This window comes from Bifidobacterium bifidum ATCC 29521 = JCM 1255 = DSM 20456, assembly GCF_001025135.1.
GTDB lineage: Bacteria > Actinomycetota > Actinomycetes > Actinomycetales > Bifidobacteriaceae > Bifidobacterium > Bifidobacterium bifidum.
Window position 1 is genome coordinate 102,351 of the sequence record NZ_AP012323.1, and the last position, 24,189, is coordinate 126,539.

Consider the following 24,189-nt stretch of genomic DNA (forward strand, 5'->3'; position numbering starts at 1 on the left):
TCCTTCATGCGTTTGTGCCAAACAGAAAATGAGCGCAGTACACGGACCAGGCAGCAAGCGTAATTCCATCAGTGATTTCTCCACCTGCAATCATCTGACACACGGTGCTGGCAGGAATATAGAGTGAATTCGAAAGTTCCCAGTCGGTAGGATTGCAAGATTGCGAATCTTCTTCCGAAAGCAAGACCCTCGCAACGGCAATATCATCACGAAGAACGCCTGTGTCGGCATGAATATGCTGCAGAATCTTAACCTGATCCCGTGAAACCGTGATTCCTGTTTCCTCAGATAACTCACGGACAGCAGTATCTCGAGAATCCTCATCATCGGCACCCATGCCTCGTGGAAACTCCCAAGCCCATTGGCTGGTAGACACCCTCCAGTGTCGTGCAAGAAGAAAAGCGGATGTTCCATCTGGCAAAATCTGCTCTGCAACGCAAACAGCACCCGTCTTACCGTCTCGAACCGAAGCTACGTGAAATTGCAGGTGCTCTCCAGTTGAACGTACAATCGCAATATTTTTAGTTACAGTGAAACCTGCCCCACCCTGCTCGCGGAACACTTCAGTTTCAGACTGAATATCAAGTGGAGGAATTCCATCTTCTACAGGAACAACGTGTTGGATTGAATCAGTAGCCATGTATCAATCCCCCATAAACACAACAGTCTTGGCGCTCGAATGCACACCTCTGATCCAGGCGAACAACTCTCCAAAATCGGGCACCACAGAAACAAGCCAAGTAACAATAACAACCAGCCAAAGTGGGACTGTGCCATCGTTAAACCAAATTTGATCGCAAAACACCGAAATAAGAGCAAGCACAAATGCAAGTGCTGTCTTGTTCCACATACCTTTGGCGTCGTCAAGAAGGCTGACTTCCTCGCTTGCCTTCTGAATAAGATAAGCGGTGTTCCTGGTGTGCAGCTTCTGCGTTCTTAGCGGAGTTGTAGGAGAACAGTTCCTCCAATTATCAATGGTCGTGCGCGCCTCGTAGCAGAAGCAAGAGAAAACATGATATGGCATGCCACCCAGAATTTTCGTTATGGATCCAGACAAAGTGAGGGAAGATGAAGGATTTGCAGTGGTGAGATGTTTGAAAGAACGTACCATTTTGCGGAATATACCAGCTTCCTCTTCAATGAAATCTGCCATACTCCTACCGGCAATCTGCTCATATGCATTTGGCGTGGCTGCGACAGCGATAAGACATGCACCAAGATGAGTGGCAAGAGTCCGCTGATAAACGAACTGATACCAAGATTTCAGCAACTGATTCGGCGTACTATCCGTACCGTCCGTGCCGTCGGGAATCTTTTCAGTTGGTGTTTTTCTTGTGTGAGCTTCGACTATGCCTAACTTGTCTGGATATTTCTTATCGATATAGGCAAAAGCTTCTGAACGTTGTGACATCTCAGCAACTTGATGAAGTGTTTCGATTGCATCTACTGTTTTTGTCCCAAAAGGTTTCTTGGTTTTCAGGTGCGTTTCCAAAATCAGGTTGTTCTGACGAGAGTATCTCGCAAACAGCTTATCGAAGTCCATGTTTTTAATCTGTTCTTCACGTCCCTTGTTGATACGGTTACGCACGTCTTCAGCATTCTGATTCTCGTATAACACCAATCCGCAGGCAACCGCATTCAGCCAGTCCCGCCACCGTTGGGCAAGATAAGCGTAAGTATCTTCGGGCTTTTCGAAAAAAGAAGAAAAAGCAAAGGAGATAATTTCAGGTAAGTTTCCGATTTGTTGTTGCTTCCAAAGGTTGATTTTCTCGGTAAGATTTTGGTAAAACTCCGCGGGCTGCGAAAGCGCGTCAGTATAACTGATTGTGCAATCTAGCGCGCAATACTCCAACGGACGAATAGTGTATTGGTCAGGCATTGCGGGACATTTTTCAATTGCATTATGTAAATAATCGTCTCGTTTTGCCGCCTTCTGAGCCTTCGCTTGAACAGCCCCAACTGTGCTGAGCGTGAAATTGAACAGGCATTCCTCAAACGAATCACATCGGCCAGAAATAATGATGGACGGGCCATCTTTATATGATTTTCCAAGCAGCGAATTGACGGTATTGGGACCGAGAGCGAGGAAGAAGAGGCCGTCGCAAACCTCTGCGTCAGACAGCATGATCTGCGGGCAATACAGATATGCGGTGCGAATTATGCCGGCGAAATACGTGGCGAACGAAGTGTGGGCGTTAAGTAGGCTTTCACAGGTTCGTGTATTGCTGTTCTTGAGCCATAGCTCTTCGATAGATGGAAGCGTGGCACTGGAGATGTTTTGAGCTGATGACTGTTCATCTTCCTGGCTTTGGGCTTCCTGGAGAAGCCGTTCCCAGCTGCGTTTCTGTTCCGTTGAATCGAAGTTCGTCACCATGGTGGCATAAGGGCGCTGGTTCATGATGACTGGTTCTTTCTGAGATAAAAAGCTCACGATTTCGATTGTACCGACGTGTTTGGTAGATGAGTGCCTTCGGTGTTCGAATCAGTGAACGAACACGGAAGAATATCGGTGCGTAATCATAATGCTGTTTAACTATGCAACCCTGCCGGTACCCTGAAATCGTGAGTAGTGATATTTTCAAGCCGCGCAACATCATCGTGACCGGCGGATGTGGGTTTATCGGAGCCAATTTCGTACGCTATGTGGCACGTAACCATCCTGACGTGCGCATAACCGTGCTCGACAAACTGACCTATGCCGGAAATCCGCAGAATATCGCCGGTCTTCCGCAATCGCAAGTCGAACTCGTGCAAGGCGATATTTGCGATGTTGCATTACTGGAACGTATCGTGCCTGGTCATGACGCGATCGTGCATTTCGCAGCCGAATCGCACAACGACAATTCCATCGCCAATCCTGAACCCTTCATCACAACAAACGTGGAAGGCACGTTCCATCTGCTTGAAGCCGCCCGCAAGCATGACGTGCGATTCCACCACATCAGCACCGACGAAGTGTACGGCGACTTCGCGCTCGACGATCCATGCAAATTCACCGAAAGTACGCCGTATAAGCCGTCAAGCCCATACAGTGCGTCGAAAGCGGCGTCCGACCAGCTGGTGCGCGCATGGGTTCGCACGTACGGGCTTCGTGCCACGATCTCCAACTGTTCCAACAATTACGGGCCGTACCAGCATGTGGAAAAATTTATTCCGCGGCAGATCACTTCCATCATGGAGGGCGTGCGACCGAAACTATATGGCACAGGCGAGAACGTGCGTGACTGGATCCATACGGAAGACCACTCTTCTGCGGTGTGGGAGATTCTTACGCGCGGGCGGATCGGTGAAACATATCTGATCGGCGCAGATGGCGAAATGAGCAATATTGCCGTGATGCGTATGATTCTGCGACTTATGGGGTGTGCCGAGGATGCGTTCGACTGGGTGCGTGACCGTCCCGGACATGATCGACGCTATGCGATCGACTCCAGCAAGCTGCGTACCGAACTCGGCTGGAAGCCTGTGCACACCGATTTCGAAGCCGGTTTGCAAGCGACCATCGCTTGGTATGCTGCCAACCGCGCCTGGTGGGAGCCCGCCAAAGCCGCCACCGAAGCCCGCTACCGCGCACAAGGCCAGTAAAGCGCGTCGGACGGGAGTGTTTGCGATGGTGCGTCATGGTGGATGCGGCGCAGCCTGGCAATTAGGTTCGGTAAGTGGCGATTGGGAAATAGCGTGCTGCAAGTAGTCGGCTTCGTCAGGAAATGGCTGCGAGAGCCGGATGTACGTTCTGGCCTAATGACCCAGCTGTGAATCCAAGTTTCCCGAATCTGCCGTATATAAGCCAAATACGGTGCGAAAGTATATTTAACGGGGTGACGTGAACGGCCAACATCACCATGATTGATGGCGGCCGTTTGCATATCCACACATGGCTTTGATGTCTCAGCTGTCCAGAGCGAAGGTGATGGAATCCCGTCCTAGAACCGCCGCGTTACGTGCGCGGCTGGCGGCAGCATCGCGGTGGCCAGGACGAACGTCACCGCCAGGACCGCGCCCGCCGGGTAGACGCTGTACGCCCAGCCGTATGCGATCTGTCCGAGGGGCTGGGCGCACATGCTCGCGGAGAGCGCGAGCGACATTACCTTGCCGGTCATGTTCTCGGGGCAGCCCATCTGGATCGCCGGCACGGCGATGAGGTTCGCGAGGGTGATGACGATCATGGTTCCGCAGGTGCTCGCCGTGAGCACCGCGAGTCGCATCACTCCACCTGCGGGAATCGTCATGGCGAGCGCTTGGGGCAGGATGGTGAGCGAGAAGGCGGCGATCGCCATCGGGAATCGCCGCATGGACAGCGACCTCGCGACCCGCCCACCGACGAGCGCGCCGAGCAGTCCGGATGCTCCCACGAGACCATATGCAAGGCCGTACGCCGTGGAGCCGAACCCCAGTACGGTCCGCACCATGTAAGGGAAGCCGACCTCCGCATACCCCGTCACCAGGAAGTTGAGCGCGGCGCAGATCAACACCAGATGCAGCACATGAGGATGTTCGCGGGTGAGGAAACGTCCGGCCGCGCGCAGGTCGTCGACCGCGGTGACGCGGCCGGCGTCGCCGCGGTCGGGAGCGCCGAGCCGGATGAAACACTCCACGACGGCGGCCGCACCGAACCCCACGATCGTGATTCCCATCATGGGCATCGCACCAACCGCCGCGTACAGCACGCCGCCGAGCACGGCGGGAACGAGCGTGCTCGTCTGGTTCACTACGTTCACCACGGCCATCGCGCGACGCATCACATCCTCGCCATGGGAGCGGAACATCTGCGGCAGCGCCGCCTGCACCGTAGGCGTCTCCATCGCGTCAAGCACGGCGAGCGCCACCTGCATCACGGCTATCGCCGCCAGATTGAAACCGGCGGACGAAAAGATCGCCGCGCAGACGAGCACCGTCACGACGGAAAGCGCGTCAAGCGCCACCATGACGGTCCGACGGTTCGTACGATCCGCCATCACGCCGCCAAGGGGCGAGAGCAGAATCGTGGGCAGGATGCTTGCAGTAAGAATGGAGGCGAACGCCGCCGCCGAGCCGGTCTCGTCGAGCACCCACATGGACATGGCAAACCGCAGCATAAGGTTGGCGAAGAGCGATATGCCGAGACCCGCGACGAGCCGGCGGAAGTCGCGTGTGCGAAGAGGATCAGCGGCTTGGCTTCTTTGTGGTTGGGTCGTGCATTCGTATGCGTTCGTCATCGTGGATTCCTTTCTTGTGATTGGCCACGGCCATTTATACAAACCGACCGTCGGTCTGTTGTTGTGATAACAATACGCCCAAGGGAAAAGGCGCGGAAGCGCTTCGACATCTGTGACGTCAGGATGTGCAAGATGCGGCGCACCCGGGCGCGTCTCCTATGCGGACGCTGTATCCTCTTCCGGCGTCAGGGCCGTGAGCCCTTCGGTCGTCCGCAGGATGAGCGTCTCGTCGAACACTGGCACGCCGATGGCGTCGAGCATCGTGGCGAGGCAGCGGATGCGGTGTTCCATGCCGGCACGATCGGCGGGGTAGAAGCAGGGCATGAGCCAGTAGTTGCCGAGGAGCGAGAGCAGTTGCGCCGCCTCCTCGGGGTATGCCGTGGGAATGGAGCCGTCCTGCACGCCCATATCGATGAGCGAGCGGAAGGACTCCGGCAGTCTCGTCGACCAGAAGCGCATGTTCGCCGTAAAGAACGCAGGATCCTTGAGCAGCGCCAGCTGGGAACGGACTAGGTCCAGATGATCGGGGGCGTCCACGGCGGAAACGATGAGCACGCGCAGCTTCTCAAGCGCACTCATGTCCTTGCGCTCGATGAGTTTGTCGAGAAGACGCGCGGTGACGGCCCACTCGTCGGCGTTCAGCCGGTCGAGAATCGCCTCCTTCGATTTGAAGTGGTGGTAGAGCCCGCCCTTGGACAGTCCCAGGTCGTCCAGGATGTCCTGGATGGACGTCTTCTCGTAGCCCTTTTCAGCGAAGAGCCTGCGGACAGAATCAAGGATTCGTCGTTCGGTGTCTCCGGAATGCATATCGTGCGCCATGCGGATGACCTGCCTTTCGTTCATGTCCCTGTCAAGCATACAGACCGTCGGTCGGTCTGTCAAATAATCGAGGAAGTCACCCCTGCGATGCGATTGAATATCCGCGGCAAGGCAGGACGAAGAAGACCGGTAAGACGCCGAGTTCAAGTTCAACATCTCGAAGTAAGTGTTTCTCTGGCTCCCCTCTTTGAGGGGAGCTGTCGCTACAAGCGACTGAGGAGCGGCACGGATAAGGCCTGAGAAGTCGTCTTCTCGGGCCTTTGTCATGACATTGTTCTGCAAGGACTGGCTGCTGCAGCAGCATAATGTGTGTTTTATTATTCGGCCTTGGCGGCTTGCTGGTCAATCCGATTGCGATGGCCAACCCGCCAAGAATGATCCACGGGATATTGCCGAGAACTCGCATGATTTGCCCCTTTCCGATTCCGGTCGATGCCTCGCATGTCCGGCTTCACTTTTTTGCCAGACATCATGACGGAAACACGAGACGCAACCCTTGGCTCGCCCCTGATTCATCCTCGGACCGCTACCCAGGCGGATCGTATGCGGTAAGCCCAATCCTTTTGTAAAGATTTTGTGTATTGTCGGGCATGCGTGGGTTTCACCGTCGATCTGAATGATGATAGGCTTCTCGATGTCTGCCGTACGAAGACCCATCAAGGAGATGCCATGAACCTGTATCGCTACGCGATGTTCATCGCACACGCCTGCCGTGGGTCGTTCGTCGGCAATATTCTGTTTGCCAATCCACAAATGGCCCTATTCTCGATGCTGGTGTAGCGGGGACACGCCTTATGCCGGGATGTACCGATGGCCCATCCGCAGTCGACGTCGCATGAATCGCTCACCATAGCCATCAACTTACGCAAAGCCGCGAATCGTTTGCCGTATATGAATGCGGAACGGATGGCGGCTTTTCCTTTACCCCGGACTCATCGGTGTCCCCGCATCTTGACACAAGTATGAGGCCGGATCGCCCACACATGCCGTTACCAACAGAAGGAAATGCTGTGACCTCACAGAAAACCGCGGAATCCGGGTCCGCCGCCAGTTCCGTAAAGCCTATTGATTCGCACGCCCGATTCATCGTCGTGGGCGTGATCGTCGTCGGCTCGTTCATCGCGCTGCTCAACCAGACCGTCATGTCACCGGCCTTGCCGGCACTGATGCGTGATTTCAATATCACCACCGGCACCGTGCAGTGGGTGACCAGCGTCTACATGCTGGTCTCGGGCATCATGGTGCCGATTTCAGGCTATCTGATTGATAAATTCTCCACCCGAAAGCTCTTCGCCGGAGCCCTTGCCACTTTCATGGTCGGCACACTGCTGTGTGCCGTTGCGCCGAATTTCGTGCTGTTGCTCATCGGACGCGTATTGCAATCCGCCGGCTCCGGCGTGCTGTTGCCATTGGTCGCCGTAGTGCCGATGCTCGTCTATCCGCCGGATAAGCGCGGCACCGCCATGGGCATGGCCGGTATCGTCATGGCCGCCGGCCCGGCTATCGGCCCGGTTGTCGGTGGTCTGGTGATTGACAGTTTCGGATGGCGCCTGATGTTCATTGGCATTGCAGTCGTGGCACTGGTCATCCTTGTCGGAGGCACGATGATGCTCAAGAACGTCAGCGAGTTGAAGAATCCAAAGCTCAATGTCCTGTCCGTGATCCTTTCGACCATCGCGTTCGGTGGCCTGCTCTATGGCTTCTCGTCCGCTTCCACGATGGGATGGGCCAGTCCGGTCGTCATTACCTCAATCGTCGTTGGTCTTGTGGCCTTCGTCGCATTCGTATACAAGCAAGTCAAGCTCGATGAGCCATTGTTGCGCGTTGACACCCTTGCCACCCGCAACTTCCGCAACTCCGCGATTCTGGTCACTCTGATCAACGCCGCAGTCGCCGCAACCAACGTGACGTTGCCTATCTTCATCCAGAATGTGCTCGGCCAATCCGCCACCGTCACCGGCATGGTCATGCTGCCCGCTGCGGCGGTCGGCATCATCCTGAGTCCGGTCGCCGGTGCCGCATTCGACAAATTCGGCCCGCGCGGCGTGGGCATCGGCGGCCTTGCGCTCATGACCATCTCTCTTGGTCTTCTCGGCACCATCAACACCAAGACATCAGTGCTGTTTGTCGCCGTGTTCTGCGCATTGCAGGCATCTGGTCAGGCTATCGCCAACATGCCGATCAACACTTGGGGCGTCAACGCTTTGCCGAACGACATGATCGCCCATGGCAACGCTATCGCCAACACCGGCCGCCAGATCGCGGCAGCCATTGCGACCTCGCTTCTGGTCACCGCAGAAACATCCGTGACCGCCTCGCACATGTCCCAGGGTGTGAAGTCCGCCACGGCCAGCGGCATTGCGTTCTCCTACCTGCTGTGCGCCGCCATCTCGCTGGTCGCCCTGATCATCTGCATCTTCACCGTCACCAGCCGTGCCAAGGAGAAGGCCGCACGCAACGCCAAGGCCTACGAGGCGCAAGCCTCCGCCGAAGTCGCGGCCGAAACCACTGAAGGCCAGCCCGCCGAGCATCACTACGCCGGCGCATACGTGGCCCCCGCCTCCTCCCTGTTCAAGCAGGCCCAGGAACAGTCCATCGGCGGGATCATGGACGATCAGCCCTACAGCTGCTTGGACAGCGATGACATCACGCATGTGGTGCGCGAGTTCATCCGCCTCAACGTTTCCAGCCTTCCCGTGGTGAACGGCGATGGCAGGCTCGTCGGCTTCGTCAGCGACGGCGATGTCATGAAATCGATTGCCACCTATGAATCCCGTACGGTTTCCACCGGCACCGGTTCGACGATGGTGGTGTTCGACGACGAAACCGTGGCCTCCAAGGTGCAGGCGCTCTCCGGCAAGAAGGTGATGGACATCGCCACGCGTAAGGTCGTTGCCGCCACGCCCGACCAGCATGTTGGAGAGGTGGCCCGAATCCTCGCCAAGAAGCAGTTCAAGAAACTGCCGGTGGTGGATGGTGATGGCAGACTCGTCGGTGTGATCCGCCGTAAGTCCGTGATGGAACATGCCTTCGACGCGCTGTTCCCAAAGGATGATCGGTGATTCGGCGTCATCATCGCTGAATAGAATGAATGGAATATGAGGCTTCCCTTCTCGCGGGGGAAGCCTCATTGCTTTGTCCGCGGAGTCTTACGGCACCTGCGCAAGGGCAACGTCACGCTTTCATGATGCACTTGAATAGTGTGTTCCTATCGTTGCATGGTGACGCTAATGCATGGCGTCACGATACTGAAGCCTGCCATCTAACGGCGGGTACGGCTCGTTGCTGGAGTCGTGCACGCATACGCGCGTCGGCGTGCGTATGCCGTGATGTGACCTTTGTAGTGGAATTGAAGAGTTGAGAGGCTTCTGCTGTTTTCGTGGGTTAGGTTCTTGGTTGTGGTAGGTGTATGTCGAGTCCGTCGCAGCGGAGCATGACGAGCGCGATGAGGCTGCCGACGTGGCCTGATTTCTGTTCCCCTTTTATTGTGAGACGGTTTGTGCCGCTTGGTTTGCATGATACTCGGTTTCGATCTGTTCCGGTGTCCTGCAGCCCAACGACTGGTGGAGACGCTTCGAGTTCCACCACGAGACCCACCGGAACGTCGCCAATTCTGGCTCGGCCAGGTCGGCGAATGGCTTGCGCCGCCACACCAGCTCGGTCTTGTACGCGCCGTTGACGCTTTCGGTCATGGCGTTGTCGTATGAGTCGCCGACCGTGCCGGTCGAGGGAAGCATGCCGTGTTCCCTGACCTGGGTGGTGTACACCGTGCTGATGTGTGTTTTGCCAAATTGAAGTAGTCCAGAATGGCGTGTCAATTCAATCTCGTGCTCTACGGGCCCGTCGGCACCGGCAAGACGCATCTCGCGGTCGCGTTGGGCAGGCTCGCGTGCATGCGCGCGATACCGGTCGGGTTCTTCACCGCGACCGGGCTGCTCATGCGGCTGCGCCGCGCGAAACGGGGGCGGCTCGACGCGGAGCTCCGGCAGATCGCCAGGGCGAGGCTCCCGGTCATCGACGAGTTCGGCTACATGCCGATCGACCGCACCGTGCGCCACGGAAGGCTCACCGGATTCGAGGGAGGCTCCTACCGTAGCGAGCACGCCCTCATGACCAGATAGCCGGGAAGGAAAGGGCGGCGGGTTCCGACGGCGCAGTTTCTGTTGGAAACCAGCCGCCTACGCTGCTGAAAAAGTGCCCGTACTGTGGACACCAACTTGCAGAAACACAATCCGCACGCTCCGTCCCGGGATGCCCGGTCATCCAGTAGTAGGTGGAGCGGGGAACGCCCGGCATCCTGCATCGCGCTGATATCGGGTAGCGGGCGGTGTTGGCCCGTATCACGCCTGCCTTCGTGCGAATACCGGCACCGCGGGGTCGATCGCGCGATGTCGTACTCGGCCCTGATCTCCCGGGATGGCTTGCCGCTCTCGCACGACTGCACGATCTGCCGTTTGAACGCCTCGTCGTAGTGGCGGGGGATGTTTCGGGCCGGCCATCGTCGGCCTCCAATCTCATATCATTCGTCCCTCATCGGACTGTCTAACACATTGTAGCCACGCCGATCGCGGCGAGGCCGTCGAACGGCGAGGGCATCGCCGTTCCGAGCCGTTCGGCGACCCGGCGGGCGATGTCTCCCGCGGTCCTCCATACGATATGCGGGAAACCGCCGACCGTCTTCTGGTTCGCGACGCTCACCGGCCACGCGCACTCCGACTCGAAGTCGCGCGTGAACCGGCTGCCCGGCTCGGCCCACGACACCATCGCGACCACGACCCCGCACTTCGGGCAATCCACCCGCGGCATGTCGGCGACAAGACGGCCGTGTATATCAGCCACCGGTTGTCGTCGTGCAAGTTCTGCGACGACATCGCCGTGTCCGACCATGGCGCGATCGTCCAGTATGGCACACACGACCAGCTCGTGGCCGACGAAAACGGCAAGTACTACGAGTTGTGCATGCGCAGGCGCAGTATTACGTCAAGGAGTAGGCGCCGCGGGTGGCAGATGCATTGTCGTGCGTCGGCATGGGCGGCAGCCCGACGGTGCCGCCCATGCCGGAAGGCCGGTAAGTACGGGCGCCCGCGGCCGGTCAGAGCGGCAGCAGGTCGCTCAGGTCGTCGCGCTCGCCGACGGCGGTGATGCGCCCCGCGTCCTTCTCCTGGGACCATGTGGTGATGCCGGCGGCGAGACGGAGCCACACCTCGGGGTCGAGCTCGATGACATCGGGCGGTGTGAGATTGTGCGGGTCGGACGCCGGGCCATCCAGGATCTTCACGGCTCCCCATGGTGCGACTCGCACTTCCACGCCGGGGCCGGGCGCCTTGCGCTCCAGCAGATATAAGGTGTATCGCACCGCCATCGCCCATGTCGGTCGGGGCAGCGCCGGCATCAGGGACTCCGAGTCCGCCCCGTCCTCGCGCAGTCGCTGCGCTGCGTCGTTCCACTGCTGCCACGCGCGCTCGCCCGCGGGTATGTCTCGTTCTCGAATTGCGGCCATGACTCCATTGTGCCTCTAGGGGTGACGATTGCCTTTTCGCATCGGCCGCCGGTTCTCGGTGCGGTTTCGGATGCTTTGCATCTTTGCAAAAGTGTTTCATCGGGCTTGCGTCAGGTGTTGCAATACGTTGTTTTCCAACGTGGCAACGTTTTCTGTCGTCTCAAGATGTGGTTGATATATAGCCGATTTGGCGTATTTATGGCAAATCCTGTATGATATTTCATGTTTCTGCAAACGATTGCATAACGTTACGCAGCGTTCACCGGAACTTATTGGCGTGGTCACCAAGCCGTCGCATAATAACACAGGAAGCATAATCCGGAAAGAGAGTCAGACATGACTGAAATCACTGCACCCAAGTCACCTGTCACGACCGCCGAGTTCGCGGACGGCATCCGCGAACAGCTGAAGTACAGCCAAGGCGTCACCGTCGAGCAGGCCACCCCCGCCGACGTGTACGTCGCCTCCTCGCTGGTGGTCCGCCACTACCTGCAGGACGCATGGTTCAAGACCCAGCAGGACATGGTCAATGGCAACACCAAGGCCGTCGGATACCTGTCCGCCGAGTTCCTCATGGGCAAGCAGCTGCGTAACGCACTGCTCAACGCCGGCATGATCGACCAGTTCGACGAAGCCGTCAAGGACCTGGGCTTCGAGCCGCAGGACGTCATCGACGTCGAACACGAGCCGGGCCTCGGCAACGGCGGCCTCGGCCGTCTCGCCGCCTGCTTCATCGACTCGCTCGCGTCCCTCGGCGTGCCCGCGTTCGGCTACGGCATCCAGTACAAGTACGGCATCTTCGAGCAGGCCTTCGACAAGGACGGCAAGCAGATCGAGAAGCCTGACTACTGGCTGACCAACGAAGAGCCCTGGGGCCACATCGACTACAACCGTTCCCAGAAGGTCTCCTTCGGCGGCGAAGTCGTCGAAGAGAACGGCAAGAAGGTCTGGAAGCCGGCCTGGTCCGTGCGCGCCGTGCCCGTCGACTACATGGTCCCCGGCTACGCATCCGGCCGCGTCAACACGCTGCGCCTGTGGAGCGCCAAGAGCTACGACGAATTCGACCTGCTCACCTTCAACAAGTCCGAATACCTCGACGCCGTCAAGCCGCAGGTCAAGGCCGAGAACATCTCCAAGATTCTCTACCCGGAGGATTCCACCCCGCAGGGCAAGGCGCTGCGTCTCGAACAGCAGTACTTCTTCGTGGCCGCGTCCCTGCACGACGCCATCCGCGTGTTCTACCCCGGCCAGAGCAAGCCCGACCTGACCACCTTCCCGAGCAAGATCACCTTCCAGCTCAACGACACCCACCCCGTCATCGGCATCCCCGAGCTCATGCGCATCCTCATCGACGAGTACGGCTACGACTGGGACACCGCCTGGTCCATCACCACCAAGACCTTCAACTACACCTGCCACACCCTGCTGCCCGAGGCGCTGGAAGTCTGGCCGGCCAAGCTGATCTCCGAACTGCTGCCCCGCCACATGGAAATCATCAACGAGATCAACGAGCACTTCCTCGCCGAACTCAAGACCAAGACCCGTGACAAGGCCAAGATCGAGCGCATGCGCATCGTCACCGACGAGGAGAACCCCAAGGTCCGCATGGCATACCTTGCCACCGCCGGTGGCTCCCACGTCAACGGCGTCGCCGAACTGCACTCCGAACTGCTCAAGGACGTCACCCTTCGTGACTTCTCCGACCTCTACGGCGACAAGTTCACCAACGTCACCAACGGCGTCACCCCCCGTCGCTTCATCCGCCTCGCCAACCCGCGCCTGTCCGCCCTCATCACCGAAGGCCTCGGCACCGACAAGTGGCTGAGCGACCTCGAACTGCTCAAGGGCCTCGAACCCCTCGCCAAGGACGACGAATTCGTCAAGAAGTTCGCCGCCGTCAAGCAGGCCAACAAGGAGGACTTCACCGCCTACGCCAAGCGCGAATACGGCTTCGACCTCGACCCCAACACCATGTTCAACACCATGGTCAAGCGCCTGCACGAGTACAAGCGCCAGTCCCTCAAGATCCTCGCGCTGATCGCCAAGTACGCCGACATCAAGTCCGGCCGCGTCTCCGCCGACGACGTGCTTCCCCGCACCGTCATCTTCGGCGCCAAGTCCGCCCCGGGCTACTACCTCGCCAAGATGACCATCCAGCTCATCAACAACGTCGCCCGCGTCGTCAACAACGACCCCGACGTCAAGGGCAAGCTGCACGTCTTCTTCCCTTGGAACTACAACGTCCGCCTCGCCCAGCACCTCATCCCAGCCACCGACCTCGACGAGCAAATCTCCCAGGCCGGCAAGGAGGCGTCCGGCACCGGCAACATGAAGTTCGCCCTCAACGGCGCCCTCACCGTCGGTACGTTGGACGGTGCGAACGTCGAAATCCGTGAGCGTGTCGGCGCCGAGAACTTCTTCCTCTTCGGCATGACCGTCGACGAGGTCGACAAGCTCTACGAAGATGGCTACTCGCCGGCCAAGTACTACGAGGCCGACCCCCGCCTGAAGGCCGCCATCGACATGGTCTCCGACGGCACCTTCTCCAACGGTGACCGCAACACCTACGCCCCCCTCGTCGCCGACTGGCTCACCAAGGACTGGTTCATGACCCTCGCGGACTTCACCGCCTACTCCAGCATCCAAAGTGAGATCGAAGCCCTCTACCGCGACCCCCTCGAGTGGAACCGCAAGGCCGTCCTCAACGTCGCGAACTCGGGCTACTTCAGCTCCGACAGGTCGATCCAGGATTATCTCGACAACATCTGGCACACCTCCCCGTTGGCCTGATTGCGGAGCGTCCTCGTCGTTGCTCCTCAGTCGCGGTACTTTTGTACCGTTTCCTTCGGTGCGCCTAGAGGACGCACACGTAATCAGTCCAACGGGCTGCGCCCGCTTGCCGACTGACGGCGTGTAACGTGATTCGCCCCCGCTGGCGGGGGCGAATTTTGTTTTACATCACTGCGCAGCGCAGCGAATGGCGAACACGGCGACTGCGGCGATTAGCAGCAGGAAGCCGCTTGCAAGCATCGCCATCACCGGGCTTGCTCGGCGTGGTCGGCTGCTGGTCACCATTCGACGCGATCGCGACCGCGAACGACGCGGATACGCCTGAGTCTCGATGTTCAACGATCCGGGAAGATCGTAATCCAAGGTCTTCGCCTCATCGAACGTCCAGCTCACCCAAGGCTCGGGCTTCACACTGCCCTTGGACTGCCAGTCGCCCCACGCGGTGTCGGTATTGCCATCGCATAGGTTCGGAACCGGCGTCTTGCTTTGCGAATACGATGCTTTGAGCTTGCCGGCACCGCATACGTTGCTGCCGTTTTTCGATCGTGGCGGCGGTGGGGCATGTCTCGACGAAGAGGGGCAAAGTTGGAATCGCCATGCAGTGAGCCATCCAGAGCCTCAATGCGGCACAATATGCGAAAAGAGCCTGTCTGCGAAATGCAGGCAGGCTCTTTTCGCGGACACATGTGTGCCTACAACGATTGACTGTTAAATGAACTCAGGCGGCTTCCGGGGCTGCTTCGGCCTCATCGGCGTCGCCCTTGTCGGCGTCTTTGGTCAGGCCAAGGTCGACCGGGGACGAGCTGTTCTCCCAAGGCTCCTCCCACGGATCATAATCCGGGTTCTGCTGCTTGTAGATGTACAGACCAACCACGGCGGCCAGCAGCGCACCAAAGAACAACGCAAAGAACTTCCAACCGTTTGAAGACTTGTTCTCCATGACGGCTCCTTTCCCAATCCTGGTTGGCTTGCCCGTTCAAAACCAACTCTGGGTTCCATCTTAATTCCAAAAATGTGGCGATTGCGTGCGGGAATGCTTTTGCTTTGCCGGCGGTGCGCACGACGAGCCGGGAGCGTGTTGTTTCACCGTCCGGCGAGGAGATGCGATTCCGCTACAGTAGATGACATGAGTAATGGCCGATTCAGTTTGTTTCCCGGTGCGCCGTCGGCGCACAACCTGTTCTCCAAGCGTGCGATTCAATATCAGTGGCGGTCGAACGGCCCTGTGTTCACCAGCGCGATCATCATCGCGTGCGTCGCCGTGTGGGTTGTCGAGATGGTGTTCAGCCTGTTCTGGCCTCTTGGACTCGCAACCATGATCTATTACGGCCGGTTCGACCCGCTGACGGCGGTCGCACAACCGTGGATGTTCCTCACGTCGATGTTTCTGCATTCGCCGAAGTCGGTGCTGCATATCCTGTTCAACATGCTGGCGTTGTGGAGCGTGGGGCCGGTGCTGGAGAAGATGATGGGGCATTGGCCGTTTCTCGCGCTGTACGTGCTTTCCGGTTTGGGCGGCGGTCTTGGGCTGATGTCCTGGGCCGCGCTGTGGCCGGGTGGCACCGGGTGGCTTGGTGGTGCCTATGGCGCGTCCGGCGCGTTGTTCGGCCTGTTCGCGGCGATGCTAGTTGTGTACCGGCGCATCGGAGAGGATATCCGTTCGATGCTGGTCTGGATGGCGGTCAACTTCCTGATGCCGTTCCTGGTGGGCGGTATCGCATGGCAGGCTCATGTAGGTGGATTCATCGTCGGCGGCGTGTTCACGTGGCTGCTGGTTTCCGGCGTGCACGCGTTGCGTGGCAAGAGCCTGACGTTCCGGACGATGGTGTACGGGGCGGTGGTGTTGGCGCTGATCGTCGCAGGCGTGCTGGTCTGTAATCTGAGCAATCCAGCTCTGACGTACATCATGTGATTGGCCTCTTACCCGGTGAAAGTCCCACCCGGTGCGGCGTGTTCGAGAACAGCAGGTGCCGTTACGGGTACAGGCGCGTCCACCTGGAATTGAGGGGCGTGGGCGTCGTCGTGTCCGCCAAACGGGTCATGCGCCTGATGGCCCGGCACGGGCTCGTGCCCGTGTCCAGGAGCGCGAGGCGCTACTCCTCGTACAGGGGTGAGATCGGCGAGGCGCCCGTCATCCACTCGGACCGCGGCTGCCACTACCGGTGGCCGGAATGGATACGCATCTGCAAGGGCCACGGGCTGACCCGCTCGATGAGCGCGAAGGGCTGCAGCCCGGGCAACGCGGCCGTGGAGGGGTTCTTCGGCCATCTCAAGCAGGAGTTCTTCCACAAGCGCGACTTCACGTGCGTCACGGTCGACGGGTTCGCCGACGATGCTCGACGAGTACATGACATGGTACCGCGACGAACGCATCAAGACCGAGTACGGGATGAGCATCATGGACAGGCGCATCAAGCCGGGGCTCGTCGGCTGAACACATGTGATAACCTGCCAGACAACCATACAGACAACGAAGTCCAACAAAACGTCGCCACCCCCGAGCTTGTGATGGGACTTTTGTGGGGTGGGCGGGGCACTGGAGAATGGCTCGGGGTGGAGGCGTCGCACCAATGTGAATTACATGCGTGTAGTTTTCCACATGATGTGGAGAACTTTGTGGACAACTTGGGTATAAGTTGGGTATAACTCGTGGATAACTATGGTGAATAAGTCCGTGTGAGCTCTAACAATGTTGGAGATACTGGGTTTTGACACATTGTGGACAATGTGCACAATGCGAATAAGAGTTATCCACAATTGTGTATAAGTATGTGAATAATGTGGATAACATGGGGAAAACCGGTGGATAGACAGTGCACAACTTGATTTGCGGAGCATCCGTTACGGGTCTCGAAGCCAGGGCGCGATGACGTTGCCGGGATACCATGACACTATGGATATTTCGTCTCAGACCAGTCGGTTCATTGCGGCGCACCGCAATCAGGATGTGCGCGACCTGGCGCTCAGCGCCAAACGCGTGGACGGGCTTGACCTGCCATTCGCGCTCGACCAGATCGCCGGCTGGCAGACTGCGTGCCGCAAGCTGCCGCAATGGGCTGAGACCGACGGCATCGTCTATCCGCCGCACATCTCCATGGAACAGTGCTCTTCCCAGTTCGCCGCGCAGTACAAGGCCGGCATCGCAAGGCGCGTAGCGGGTGCCAGCGGTGCGATGGTCGATCTGACCGGCGGATTCGGCGTCGATTGCTCGTATATCGCGCGTGGATTCAGCCGGGCGGTCTATGTGGAGCGCCAGCCTCACCTGTGCGAGCTCGCGGCTCATAATTTCCGGGCGCTGGGGCTCCCGCACATGGATGTGATCAACGGCGATGCGGAGGATTGGCTGCGCGGCGTCGTTGATTCCCGCGCCGCCTCCGCAGACTCGGCCGCAGTCGATTCAGCTACAGCCGTTCCCATCGCGCTGATCTACCTCGACCCCGCGCGACGTGACGCGCATGGCGGCCGAACCTATGCCATCGCCGACTGCACGCCGGACGTACTCGCGCTGAAAGACCGTCTGCTGGCCGTCTCGCCGCACGTCATGGTCAAGCTGTCTCCGATGCTGGATTGGCGAAAGACGGTTGCGGACTTCAACGGTTCGGTCGGCGAAGTGCATATCGTCTCCACAGGCAACGAATGCAAGGAACTGCTGCTGGTGCTCGACCGCGGTTCGCACGACGCCGTACGCGTGATCTGCGTCAACGATGGCGACGTATTCGGATACGTCCATGACATGAAGACCGGCGCGGATTCTGACGGCGTGGTCCTCGCCTCCGCAGGAGAAAAAGGCAGTCAGGGCGGGTCTGCAGAGCCGTCACACGCCGCTCCGGAACAGCCCAGGTATCTGTACGAGCCGAACGCTTCGCTGATGAAGGGCGGCTGTTTCGCGCTGCTGGAGGACCATTATGGTATGCGCCAGATCGGCCCGAACAGCCACCTGCTGATATCGGGCACGCCGGCGCCGCAGTTTCCCGGCCGGGGATTTGTCATTGAAACCATCGCGGGTATGGGCAAAAAAGAGCTGAAACGGGCTCTAGCGGGCGTCGACAGGGCGAATATCGCAGTGCGCAACTTCCCGTTGACCGCTGTCCAGCTGCGCAGGAAACTCAAGCTGGCAGACGGCGGCGATGTGTATCTGTTCGGCACGACGTCCGTCGATGGCCGTCATGTCATCGTCCGCACCGTGAAGCAGTGAAACCGCGAAAAGGGTATGACAACAACACAGTTTGGCGGTGGCGCAGCACCATGCCGCGCCACCGCCAAACCGTAACGTCGCTTACCGTCGATATGGAGCTGGCTGCCGCGAGGGGATCTCGCCGCTCAGCGCCACCACATCGTCATGATGAATCCGACCATAATGATCGCGAAGGCGATTGCCAGGTTCCAAGCACCGATACCCGGGATCGGCCACGTGCCGTTCGGCGACAGGTAGTAGACCACGGCCCAGATCAGGCCGATGATCATCAGCGCGCAGAACAGCGGGACGAACCAGCGCGGGTTCGACTTGGTGCCCTTGATGGTCTCCTCGACGCGGCGCGTGTTCTCCGCCTGCCGCGACATCATGCGCTGCATCTGCGGGGTCATCTCTGACTTGTCGGCGGTGGCGTTGAGCACCGCCTGCACCTTGTCCATGGAGACGCCGTAATCGTCATCGGCCTCGTCGGTCTCGTTGGCGTCCGTGTCCTTGACGTCGGCGTCGGTCTCGGCCTGCCAGTCCTTCTGGTCTTCCGAGTCGGTTTCGTGCAGCTCTGTGTCAGCCATAAGCGTAGTCTCCATTCAATAGGCTAAAAAATCATAATAGCGGTTACACTCGAAAGTTGAACACACTGGGAGGAATCATGGCCAGACACACCAGCAGGCACGCCGCCCGGCGCACGTGGCTCGGCGGCTTCGCGGTGTGCCTGATCGTGGCTTTTTCCGGGTATCTGCTGGTGACGAACGTGCGCGTGAATCGCACGGCAACGGTCACTTCCGACACGGCGGATCTGGTGGAGCAGCGCGTGGAGCATGTTGACCAGCTGCAGAAGGACATCACCGACCTGAGCGCGCAGATCAACACGCTGAAGGATTTCGCCAACAACAGTGGCTCCTCCGAGCAGCCCTCGGGCACGAGCGACCCCAAGCCCAGCGACACCGAGGACGCGGGCTCCGGCACCATACTGCCGGCGGTGCACGGTCCCGGCATCACCGTGACCCTGAACGACTCCCCGTTGTGGGAGAACATGGTGGACAGCTCGGGCTCGGCCGCGAACATCAACGATTACGTCGTGCATCAGGAGGACGTGGAGGCTGTTGTCAACGCCCTGTGGGCGGGCGGCGCGGAGTCGATGATGATCATGGACCAGCGCGTGTTGTTCAATTCCGCAGTGATCTGCCAAGGAAATGTGCTTCTATTACAGGGCAAGAAATACTCGCCGCCGTTCACCGTGTCGGCGATCGGCCCCACAGATGCCATGATTCGGGCTTTGGACGACTCGAACGCGGTCAAGTTGTATAAAGAGTATGTCAGCGCATTCGGATTGGGCTGGAAAGTGGAAAAAAAGGACGATCTCGTGTTCGGGCAGTCTGCGGCGACGCTGCAGCCGTTGCGGTATGCGTCCGTGGTCAAGGACGGGAGCGAGGAATGAAGCATTCGCGCAACTCTCAACAGATTCAAGGCGATTTTCAGGATTTCGAGGCGCCTGCCCCTGCTGAACCGGAGTACGCCGGGGAAGTGACCATGGCGCTGCCTCCGGTGCCGATGCCCGATCCGAACGCCCGGCGCGGCCTCGCGCAGCCGGCGGCCAAGCGCAGCGTTCTGTGGTCGGTGCTGGGGATCCTTGGCGAGGTGCTGATGACGCTGGCGGCCGTCTGCGCGCTGTACGTGGTATGGCAGATGTGGTGGACCGGCGTCCAGTCCGAGCACACGCAGGTCGAGACCCGCCAGTCGGCGTCATGGTCCGATCCGGCCGGCGGCGACAGCTCGAAGGTCGCCAAGGCGCAAAGCGGCGACGTGCCGGTCCAGCCGACGAGCGCAAGCGATGGCGAGCTCATCGCGCAGGTGTACGTGCCCCGGTTCGGCCAAGGGTGGGTGCGTAACGTGGTCGAAGGCACGGACGAGGCCGAATTGTCGCTGCATGGTCTGGGACATTATCCGTCCACGCAGATGCCCGGTTCAGTCGGCAATTTCGCGGTCGCCGGCCACCGCAACGGCTACGGTCGACCGCTGGGAGACGTCGACCTGCTGCAGGAGGGCGACGCGATCATCGTGCGTACCAAGGACTACTGGTACGTGTACAAGTACACGACACACAAGATCGTCACTCCGGAGCACTCCGAGGTCATCGCCGCTAACCCGGAGGATCTCAACACGCCTCCCAGCAAGCGCATGATCACACTGACCACGTGCGAGCCGAAATACACCACGGCCACGCAGCGTTGGATCAGCTACGGTGAGCTGGACTATTGGGCCAAGGTCTCGGATGGCGTGCCGCAGGAGCTCGCCACGTCGTCGAACTCGGCGAAGGTGGCGTTCTCCAGCAGCAACACGAGCCGGTCGTTCGTGTCCAAGCTGGGCACGCTGCAGCCCATCGTGCTGTGGGCGCTGGTGGCGTACCTGGTGCTGTACATCGCGGCCCTGGTGGCCTGGCGGTACCCGGTGCTGCGCGAGATTCGCGCCGGCAAGCGCCGCCGTCCGGACGCGAGCATCTACGGATGGCTGCTGCGTCACCAGCCCGGTCCGCTGGTAATCAGGTGGGCGCTGCTGATACTGCTGCTGTTCATCGTCAGCGTGTCGCTGATTCAGTGGGCGTGCCCATGGGCGGCAAGCAACATCCCCATCCTGCAAAGCATGTCGAATTACGCGGTCGATTAGCGGCATGGCCGGTTGGCGGCGATAATGGGAACGCATGGGATGACGGTCGGCGCTCGCCGGTGCCATCCCATAATCAGAACGAGACGAGGAGCGTCATGACGGATTCGGCACGCATTGTGGTGGTGGACAATTACGATTCTTTCGTATACACCATCGTTGGATATCTGAAAACCTTGGGAGCGACGGTCGATGTGGTGCGCAACGACGCAATAGACCCCTCAGATGCCTCTGTGCTGGACGAATATGACGGTGTGCTTATTTCCCCCGGTCCGGGCGCTCCGGCGGATTCTGGGGCCAGCGAGGACGTTATTCGGCTATGTGCCAAGCTCGGCAAGCCCATGTTCGGTGTGTGCCTTGGCCTGCAGGCGCTCGCCGAGGTGTTCGGCTGCACGGTCAGCCACGCGCCCACCATCATGCACGGCAAAACCAGTCTCGTCGAGCATATCGATGATGAGATCTTCGCCGGCGTCGCCAATCCGATGACCGCGACCCGATATCATTCGCTGGCCGTCGAGCCCGACACCGTGCCCGATGACCTGGTCGTGACGGCGTGGACGAAGGATGACCATATCGTTCAGGGCATCAAGCACCGGTCGTTGCCGATGTATGCGGTGCAGTTCCATCCTGAATCGGTGATGACGCAGGACGGCTACCGGCTGCTCGCCAACTGGCTCGCCGTCTGCGGGCAGACCAACGCCGTGGCCAAGTCCATCGGTCTGCAGCCCAAGGTCAACCGCTGACACGCACGTGTGTGTGGCGCCGCGCGTGACGCGTGACGCGCATGACAACGATGATGGCCCGTGGCATGAGGAATGCCACGGGCCATCATGTGTTCTGGGCCGATGTGTGTAGACCGCGCGGCTGGGCCGCCCGTCTTGCCGATCGACCCGCCGCGATTGCCGGTTGCGCTTACCGGCCGTCAGGCGGCCGATCGGTCACACCGCAATGGCAATCACGGCCATTCCCGGCGGTTCAGTTCCCACCTGTCGTCGTGCCGCCGTTGCCGTTGTTGTCGGGATCCTCGGTGGTGGGCTTCTTGGCGGTGACCGAGATGGTGCTGCCCTTGTCGACCTGCGTGCCGGCCGCGGGATCCTGCGTTTCGATGACCGCATCATCGGTCGCGTCGCCGGTGACCTTCAGCGTGAAGTCGCTGCCCAGCGTGGCCTTGGCCTTGGCGATCGTGTTGCCGAGGAGATTGGGCACGCTGACCTGCGGCTTGCCGGTGGACACGTAGACCGTGATCTGCGAGCCCTGCAGCACCAGTTCTCCGGAACCGGGGCTGACTCGCGTCACCGAGCCCTTCTCCACCTTGTCCGAGGCCTCCTGCTCGACGACCGGCAGGAACTTCATGGACGAGAGCTTGTCCAGCACCGTGTCCTTGGGCTGGCCGACCAGACCGTCCGGCACCTTGGTCATGCCCGAGGAGATGTACAGCGTGATCGTCGTGCCCTTGGGCTGCGACGTGCCGGAGGCCGGGTCGGTGCTCACGACCTTGTCCTTCTCGATGGTGGCGCTGTCGGCGGTCTTCGTGACGGACGACACCTTGAAGCCCAGTTTCTCCAGCGCGTTGCGCGCATCCTCCTGGGTGTAGTCGCTCAGGTCGGGCACGGTCACCGACTTGGGGCCTACGGAGAACCAGACCTTCACGTCCGAGCCCTTGACGGCCTGAGTGTCGCCCTTGGGGGACTGCTTGGTGAACGTGCCGGCGGGTTCACCGGAATCCGAATCCTGCATCTCAACGAAGTTGAACCCGGCCGAGGTAACCTTCTCCTTCGCCTGCGCCTTGGTCATCGTCGCCGTGATGGTGGGCACGGTGCCCATCTCCGTGGCGGATTTGCGGCTCATGGTGTAGATCACGCCGAAGATGATCGCCAGCAGCACCACGCCGCTGATGATCGACGCGATGATGATCTTCTTCTTGCGCTTCTGCCTGGCCGCCTCCGCGCGTTGCTCGGCGCGAGACTTGACCGCCAGGGCCTCGTTCGGGTTCTGCGCCGGAGGCACCATCTCGAACTGGCCGGTCGCCGGGTTGTACGCCTGCGTGGGCTGACCCGCGCCGACAGCACTCATCGGCACGGTAGCGCCGCCGTCCTGCTGCTCCGCGGCCTTGCGGGCCTTCACGTTGGCCAGATCGGTCAGCGGGTTGAACGCCGCCGCGACCGGCACGCCGCCGTTCATGAACGTCAGGATATCGTTCTTGAATTCGGCCGCCGTCGCGTAACGGTTCTGCCGATCCTTCGCCATCGCCTTCGCGCAGATCGAATCCCACATGCGCGGCAGGCCGGGCACGAGCGTGCTGGGCGGCGTCGCCACCTCCGACACGTGCTGATAGGCGATCGCCACAGCCGAGTCGCCGGTGAACGGCGGACGGCCGGTGAGCATCTCATACAGCACGCAGCCGGCCGAGTACAGGTCGGAGCGCATGTCGACGGTCTCGCCGCGAGCCTGCTCGGGCGAGAGGTACTGCGCGGTGCCGACTACGCCCTGGGACTGGGTCATCGTCGCAGCGGAGTCGTCGAGCGCGCGGGCGATGCCGAAGTCCATGACCTTGACCACGCCCTGCTCGGAGATCATGATGTTGCCGGGCTTGATGTCGCGGTGGACGATGCCCATGTGATGCGAGTATTCGAGCGCGTTGAGCACGCCGAGCATCACCTGTTCGGCGTCTCGCTGGCTGAGCGGGCCGTTCGCCTTGATCACGTCACGCAGCGTCTGGCCCTTGACGAACTCCATCACCAGGTACGGCAGCCGCTCCGTGCCGCCGCTGTCGGTCATCACGGTCTCCTCGCCGGAGTCGTAGATGTTGACGATGTTCGGGTTGTTCATCTGCGCCACGGAGTGCGCTTCGCGGCGGAATCGGGACAGGAAGATCTTGTCGTTGGCCAGGTCGGCGCGCATGATCTTGATCGCCACCGTACGTCCCAGGCGCGTGTCCAATGCCACGCGCACTTCGGCCATGCCTCCACGCCCTACAAGTTGGCCGAGCTGATAGCGGCCGTTCGCCAGCGATGCCGGCATATTGCTGCTCATAG

Annotated in this window: 19 protein-coding genes and 3 pseudogenes; 10 read left to right on the plus strand and 12 right to left on the minus strand. The window is 59.8% G+C overall.

The window, feature by feature from the left end; all coding sequences use genetic code 11:
- Positions 1 to 4: 4 nt before the first annotated feature.
- Both BBBF_RS09370 and BBBF_RS00370 read right to left on the minus strand, forming a co-directional pair.
- Entirely contained in the window at positions 5 to 640 is a 636-nt protein-coding gene (locus BBBF_RS09370; protein WP_080665026.1) for an NUDIX hydrolase, read from the minus strand.
- A 3-nt stretch (positions 641 to 643) separates the two neighbouring features.
- The gene (locus tag BBBF_RS00370) at positions 644 to 2,431 is read right to left on the minus strand and encodes a hypothetical protein (protein ID WP_033509607.1); all 1,788 of its coding nucleotides are present in this window, start codon (positions 2,429 to 2,431) and stop codon (positions 644 to 646) included.
- A 104-nt stretch (positions 2,432 to 2,535) separates the two neighbouring features.
- Here BBBF_RS00370 and rfbB point away from each other — a divergent pair, with 104 nt between their 5' ends.
- Positions 2,536 to 3,585 (plus strand): dTDP-glucose 4,6-dehydratase, encoded by a 1,050-nt coding sequence (rfbB, locus tag BBBF_RS00375; RefSeq protein WP_021647477.1) that lies wholly within the window; start codon positions 2,536 to 2,538, stop codon positions 3,583 to 3,585.
- A gap of 338 nt (positions 3,586 to 3,923) precedes the next feature.
- Here rfbB and BBBF_RS00380 read toward each other — a convergent pair whose 3' ends face one another.
- Entirely contained in the window at positions 3,924 to 5,195 is a 1,272-nt protein-coding gene (locus tag BBBF_RS00380) for an MFS transporter (RefSeq protein WP_021647476.1), read from the minus strand.
- 156 nt (positions 5,196 to 5,351) lie between these two features.
- Positions 5,352 to 6,014 carry a TetR/AcrR family transcriptional regulator gene (locus BBBF_RS00385; protein ID WP_033509638.1) on the minus strand — a complete coding sequence of 221 codons (663 nt, stop codon included), beginning with the start codon at positions 6,012 to 6,014 and terminating at the stop codon, positions 5,352 to 5,354.
- Positions 6,015 to 7,024: 1,010 nt separating this feature from the next.
- Between BBBF_RS00385 and BBBF_RS00395 the strand changes: the two genes are divergently transcribed.
- Positions 7,025 to 9,076 carry an MDR family MFS transporter gene (locus BBBF_RS00395; RefSeq protein WP_013362931.1) on the plus strand — a complete coding sequence of 684 codons (2,052 nt, stop codon included), beginning with the start codon at positions 7,025 to 7,027 and terminating at the stop codon, positions 9,074 to 9,076.
- Between the two features lie 394 nt (positions 9,077 to 9,470).
- Here the strand turns inward: BBBF_RS00395 and BBBF_RS00400 are convergent.
- A pseudogene (locus BBBF_RS00400) lies at positions 9,471 to 9,865 on the minus strand (IS3-like element ISBlo10 family transposase); the annotation flags it as partial.
- Here BBBF_RS00400 and BBBF_RS00405 point away from each other — a divergent pair.
- A pseudogene (locus BBBF_RS00405) lies at positions 9,836 to 10,135 on the plus strand (ATP-binding protein); the annotation flags it as partial. The pseudogenes BBBF_RS00400 and BBBF_RS00405 sit on opposite strands and share 30 nt — an antisense overlap.
- A 100-nt stretch (positions 10,136 to 10,235) precedes the next feature.
- Here the strand turns inward: BBBF_RS00405 and BBBF_RS10160 are convergent.
- The 3 genes and pseudogenes from BBBF_RS10160 to BBBF_RS00415 form a co-directional block, all read right to left on the minus strand.
- Positions 10,236 to 10,513 (minus strand): annotated as a pseudogene (locus BBBF_RS10160) (transposase); the annotation flags it as partial.
- Positions 10,514 to 10,556: 43 nt separating this feature from the next.
- A complete protein-coding gene (locus tag BBBF_RS00410; RefSeq protein WP_192829045.1) occupies positions 10,557 to 10,853 on the minus strand; it encodes a transposase family protein in 297 nt (98 codons plus the stop codon).
- A gap of 253 nt (positions 10,854 to 11,106) precedes the next feature.
- Positions 11,107 to 11,514, minus strand: coding sequence for a sterol carrier family protein (locus BBBF_RS00415; protein ID WP_003811373.1), 408 nt, complete (start codon positions 11,512 to 11,514; stop codon positions 11,107 to 11,109).
- 336 nt (positions 11,515 to 11,850) lie between these two features.
- Between BBBF_RS00415 and BBBF_RS00420 the strand changes: the two genes are divergently transcribed.
- Entirely contained in the window at positions 11,851 to 14,304 is a 2,454-nt protein-coding gene (locus BBBF_RS00420; protein WP_003811376.1) for a glycogen/starch/alpha-glucan phosphorylase, read from the plus strand.
- 168 nt (positions 14,305 to 14,472) lie between these two features.
- Here the strand turns inward: BBBF_RS00420 and BBBF_RS09390 are convergent, their stop codons facing one another.
- Both BBBF_RS09390 and BBBF_RS00425 read right to left on the minus strand, forming a co-directional pair.
- Positions 14,473 to 14,715, minus strand: a complete 243-nt coding sequence (locus tag BBBF_RS09390; protein ID WP_080545144.1) for a hypothetical protein — start codon at positions 14,713 to 14,715, stop codon at positions 14,473 to 14,475.
- Between the two features lie 307 nt (positions 14,716 to 15,022).
- A complete protein-coding gene (locus BBBF_RS00425) occupies positions 15,023 to 15,244 on the minus strand; it encodes a hypothetical protein (RefSeq protein ID WP_003811385.1) in 222 nt (73 codons plus the stop codon).
- 186 nt (positions 15,245 to 15,430) lie between these two features.
- Between BBBF_RS00425 and BBBF_RS00430 the strand changes: the two genes are divergently transcribed.
- From BBBF_RS00430 to BBBF_RS00440, 3 genes are all read left to right on the plus strand, one after another.
- Positions 15,431 to 16,216 carry a rhomboid family intramembrane serine protease gene (locus BBBF_RS00430; protein WP_021647471.1) on the plus strand — a complete coding sequence of 262 codons (786 nt, stop codon included), beginning with the start codon at positions 15,431 to 15,433 and terminating at the stop codon, positions 16,214 to 16,216.
- A 420-nt stretch (positions 16,217 to 16,636) separates the two neighbouring features.
- Positions 16,637 to 16,738: an integrase gene (locus BBBF_RS10675; RefSeq protein ID WP_198050520.1), complete on the plus strand. Its 102-nt coding sequence runs from the start codon at positions 16,637 to 16,639 to the stop codon at positions 16,736 to 16,738.
- 459 nt (positions 16,739 to 17,197) lie between these two features.
- Entirely contained in the window at positions 17,198 to 18,499 is a 1,302-nt protein-coding gene (locus tag BBBF_RS00440) for a class I SAM-dependent methyltransferase (RefSeq protein ID WP_231855225.1), read from the plus strand.
- Between the two features lie 125 nt (positions 18,500 to 18,624).
- Here the strand turns inward: BBBF_RS00440 and crgA are convergent, their stop codons facing one another.
- Complete coding sequence (gene crgA / locus BBBF_RS00445) at positions 18,625 to 19,065, minus strand: cell division protein CrgA (RefSeq protein ID WP_014759709.1); 441 nt, start codon at positions 19,063 to 19,065, stop codon at positions 18,625 to 18,627.
- A 77-nt stretch (positions 19,066 to 19,142) separates the two neighbouring features.
- On the opposite strand from crgA, the gene BBBF_RS00450 reads away from it, so the two are divergent.
- The 3 genes from BBBF_RS00450 (at position 19,143) to BBBF_RS00460 (ending at position 21,897) form a co-directional block, all read left to right on the plus strand.
- Positions 19,143 to 19,931, plus strand: a complete 789-nt coding sequence (locus BBBF_RS00450; protein WP_021647467.1) for a DUF881 domain-containing protein — start codon at positions 19,143 to 19,145, stop codon at positions 19,929 to 19,931.
- Entirely contained in the window at positions 19,928 to 21,157 is a 1,230-nt protein-coding gene (locus tag BBBF_RS00455) for a class E sortase (protein WP_021647466.1), read from the plus strand. Before BBBF_RS00450 ends, BBBF_RS00455 begins: the two co-directional genes overlap by 4 nt.
- A 95-nt stretch (positions 21,158 to 21,252) precedes the next feature.
- Positions 21,253 to 21,897 carry an anthranilate synthase component II gene (locus BBBF_RS00460; protein ID WP_003811402.1) on the plus strand — a complete coding sequence of 215 codons (645 nt, stop codon included), beginning with the start codon at positions 21,253 to 21,255 and terminating at the stop codon, positions 21,895 to 21,897.
- Positions 21,898 to 22,129: 232 nt separating this feature from the next.
- Here the strand turns inward: BBBF_RS00460 and pknB are convergent, their stop codons facing one another.
- Positions 22,130 to 24,187 (minus strand): Stk1 family PASTA domain-containing Ser/Thr kinase, encoded by a 2,058-nt coding sequence (gene pknB / locus BBBF_RS00465; RefSeq protein WP_003811404.1) that lies wholly within the window; start codon positions 24,185 to 24,187, stop codon positions 22,130 to 22,132.
- Positions 24,188 to 24,189 lie beyond the last annotated feature (2 nt).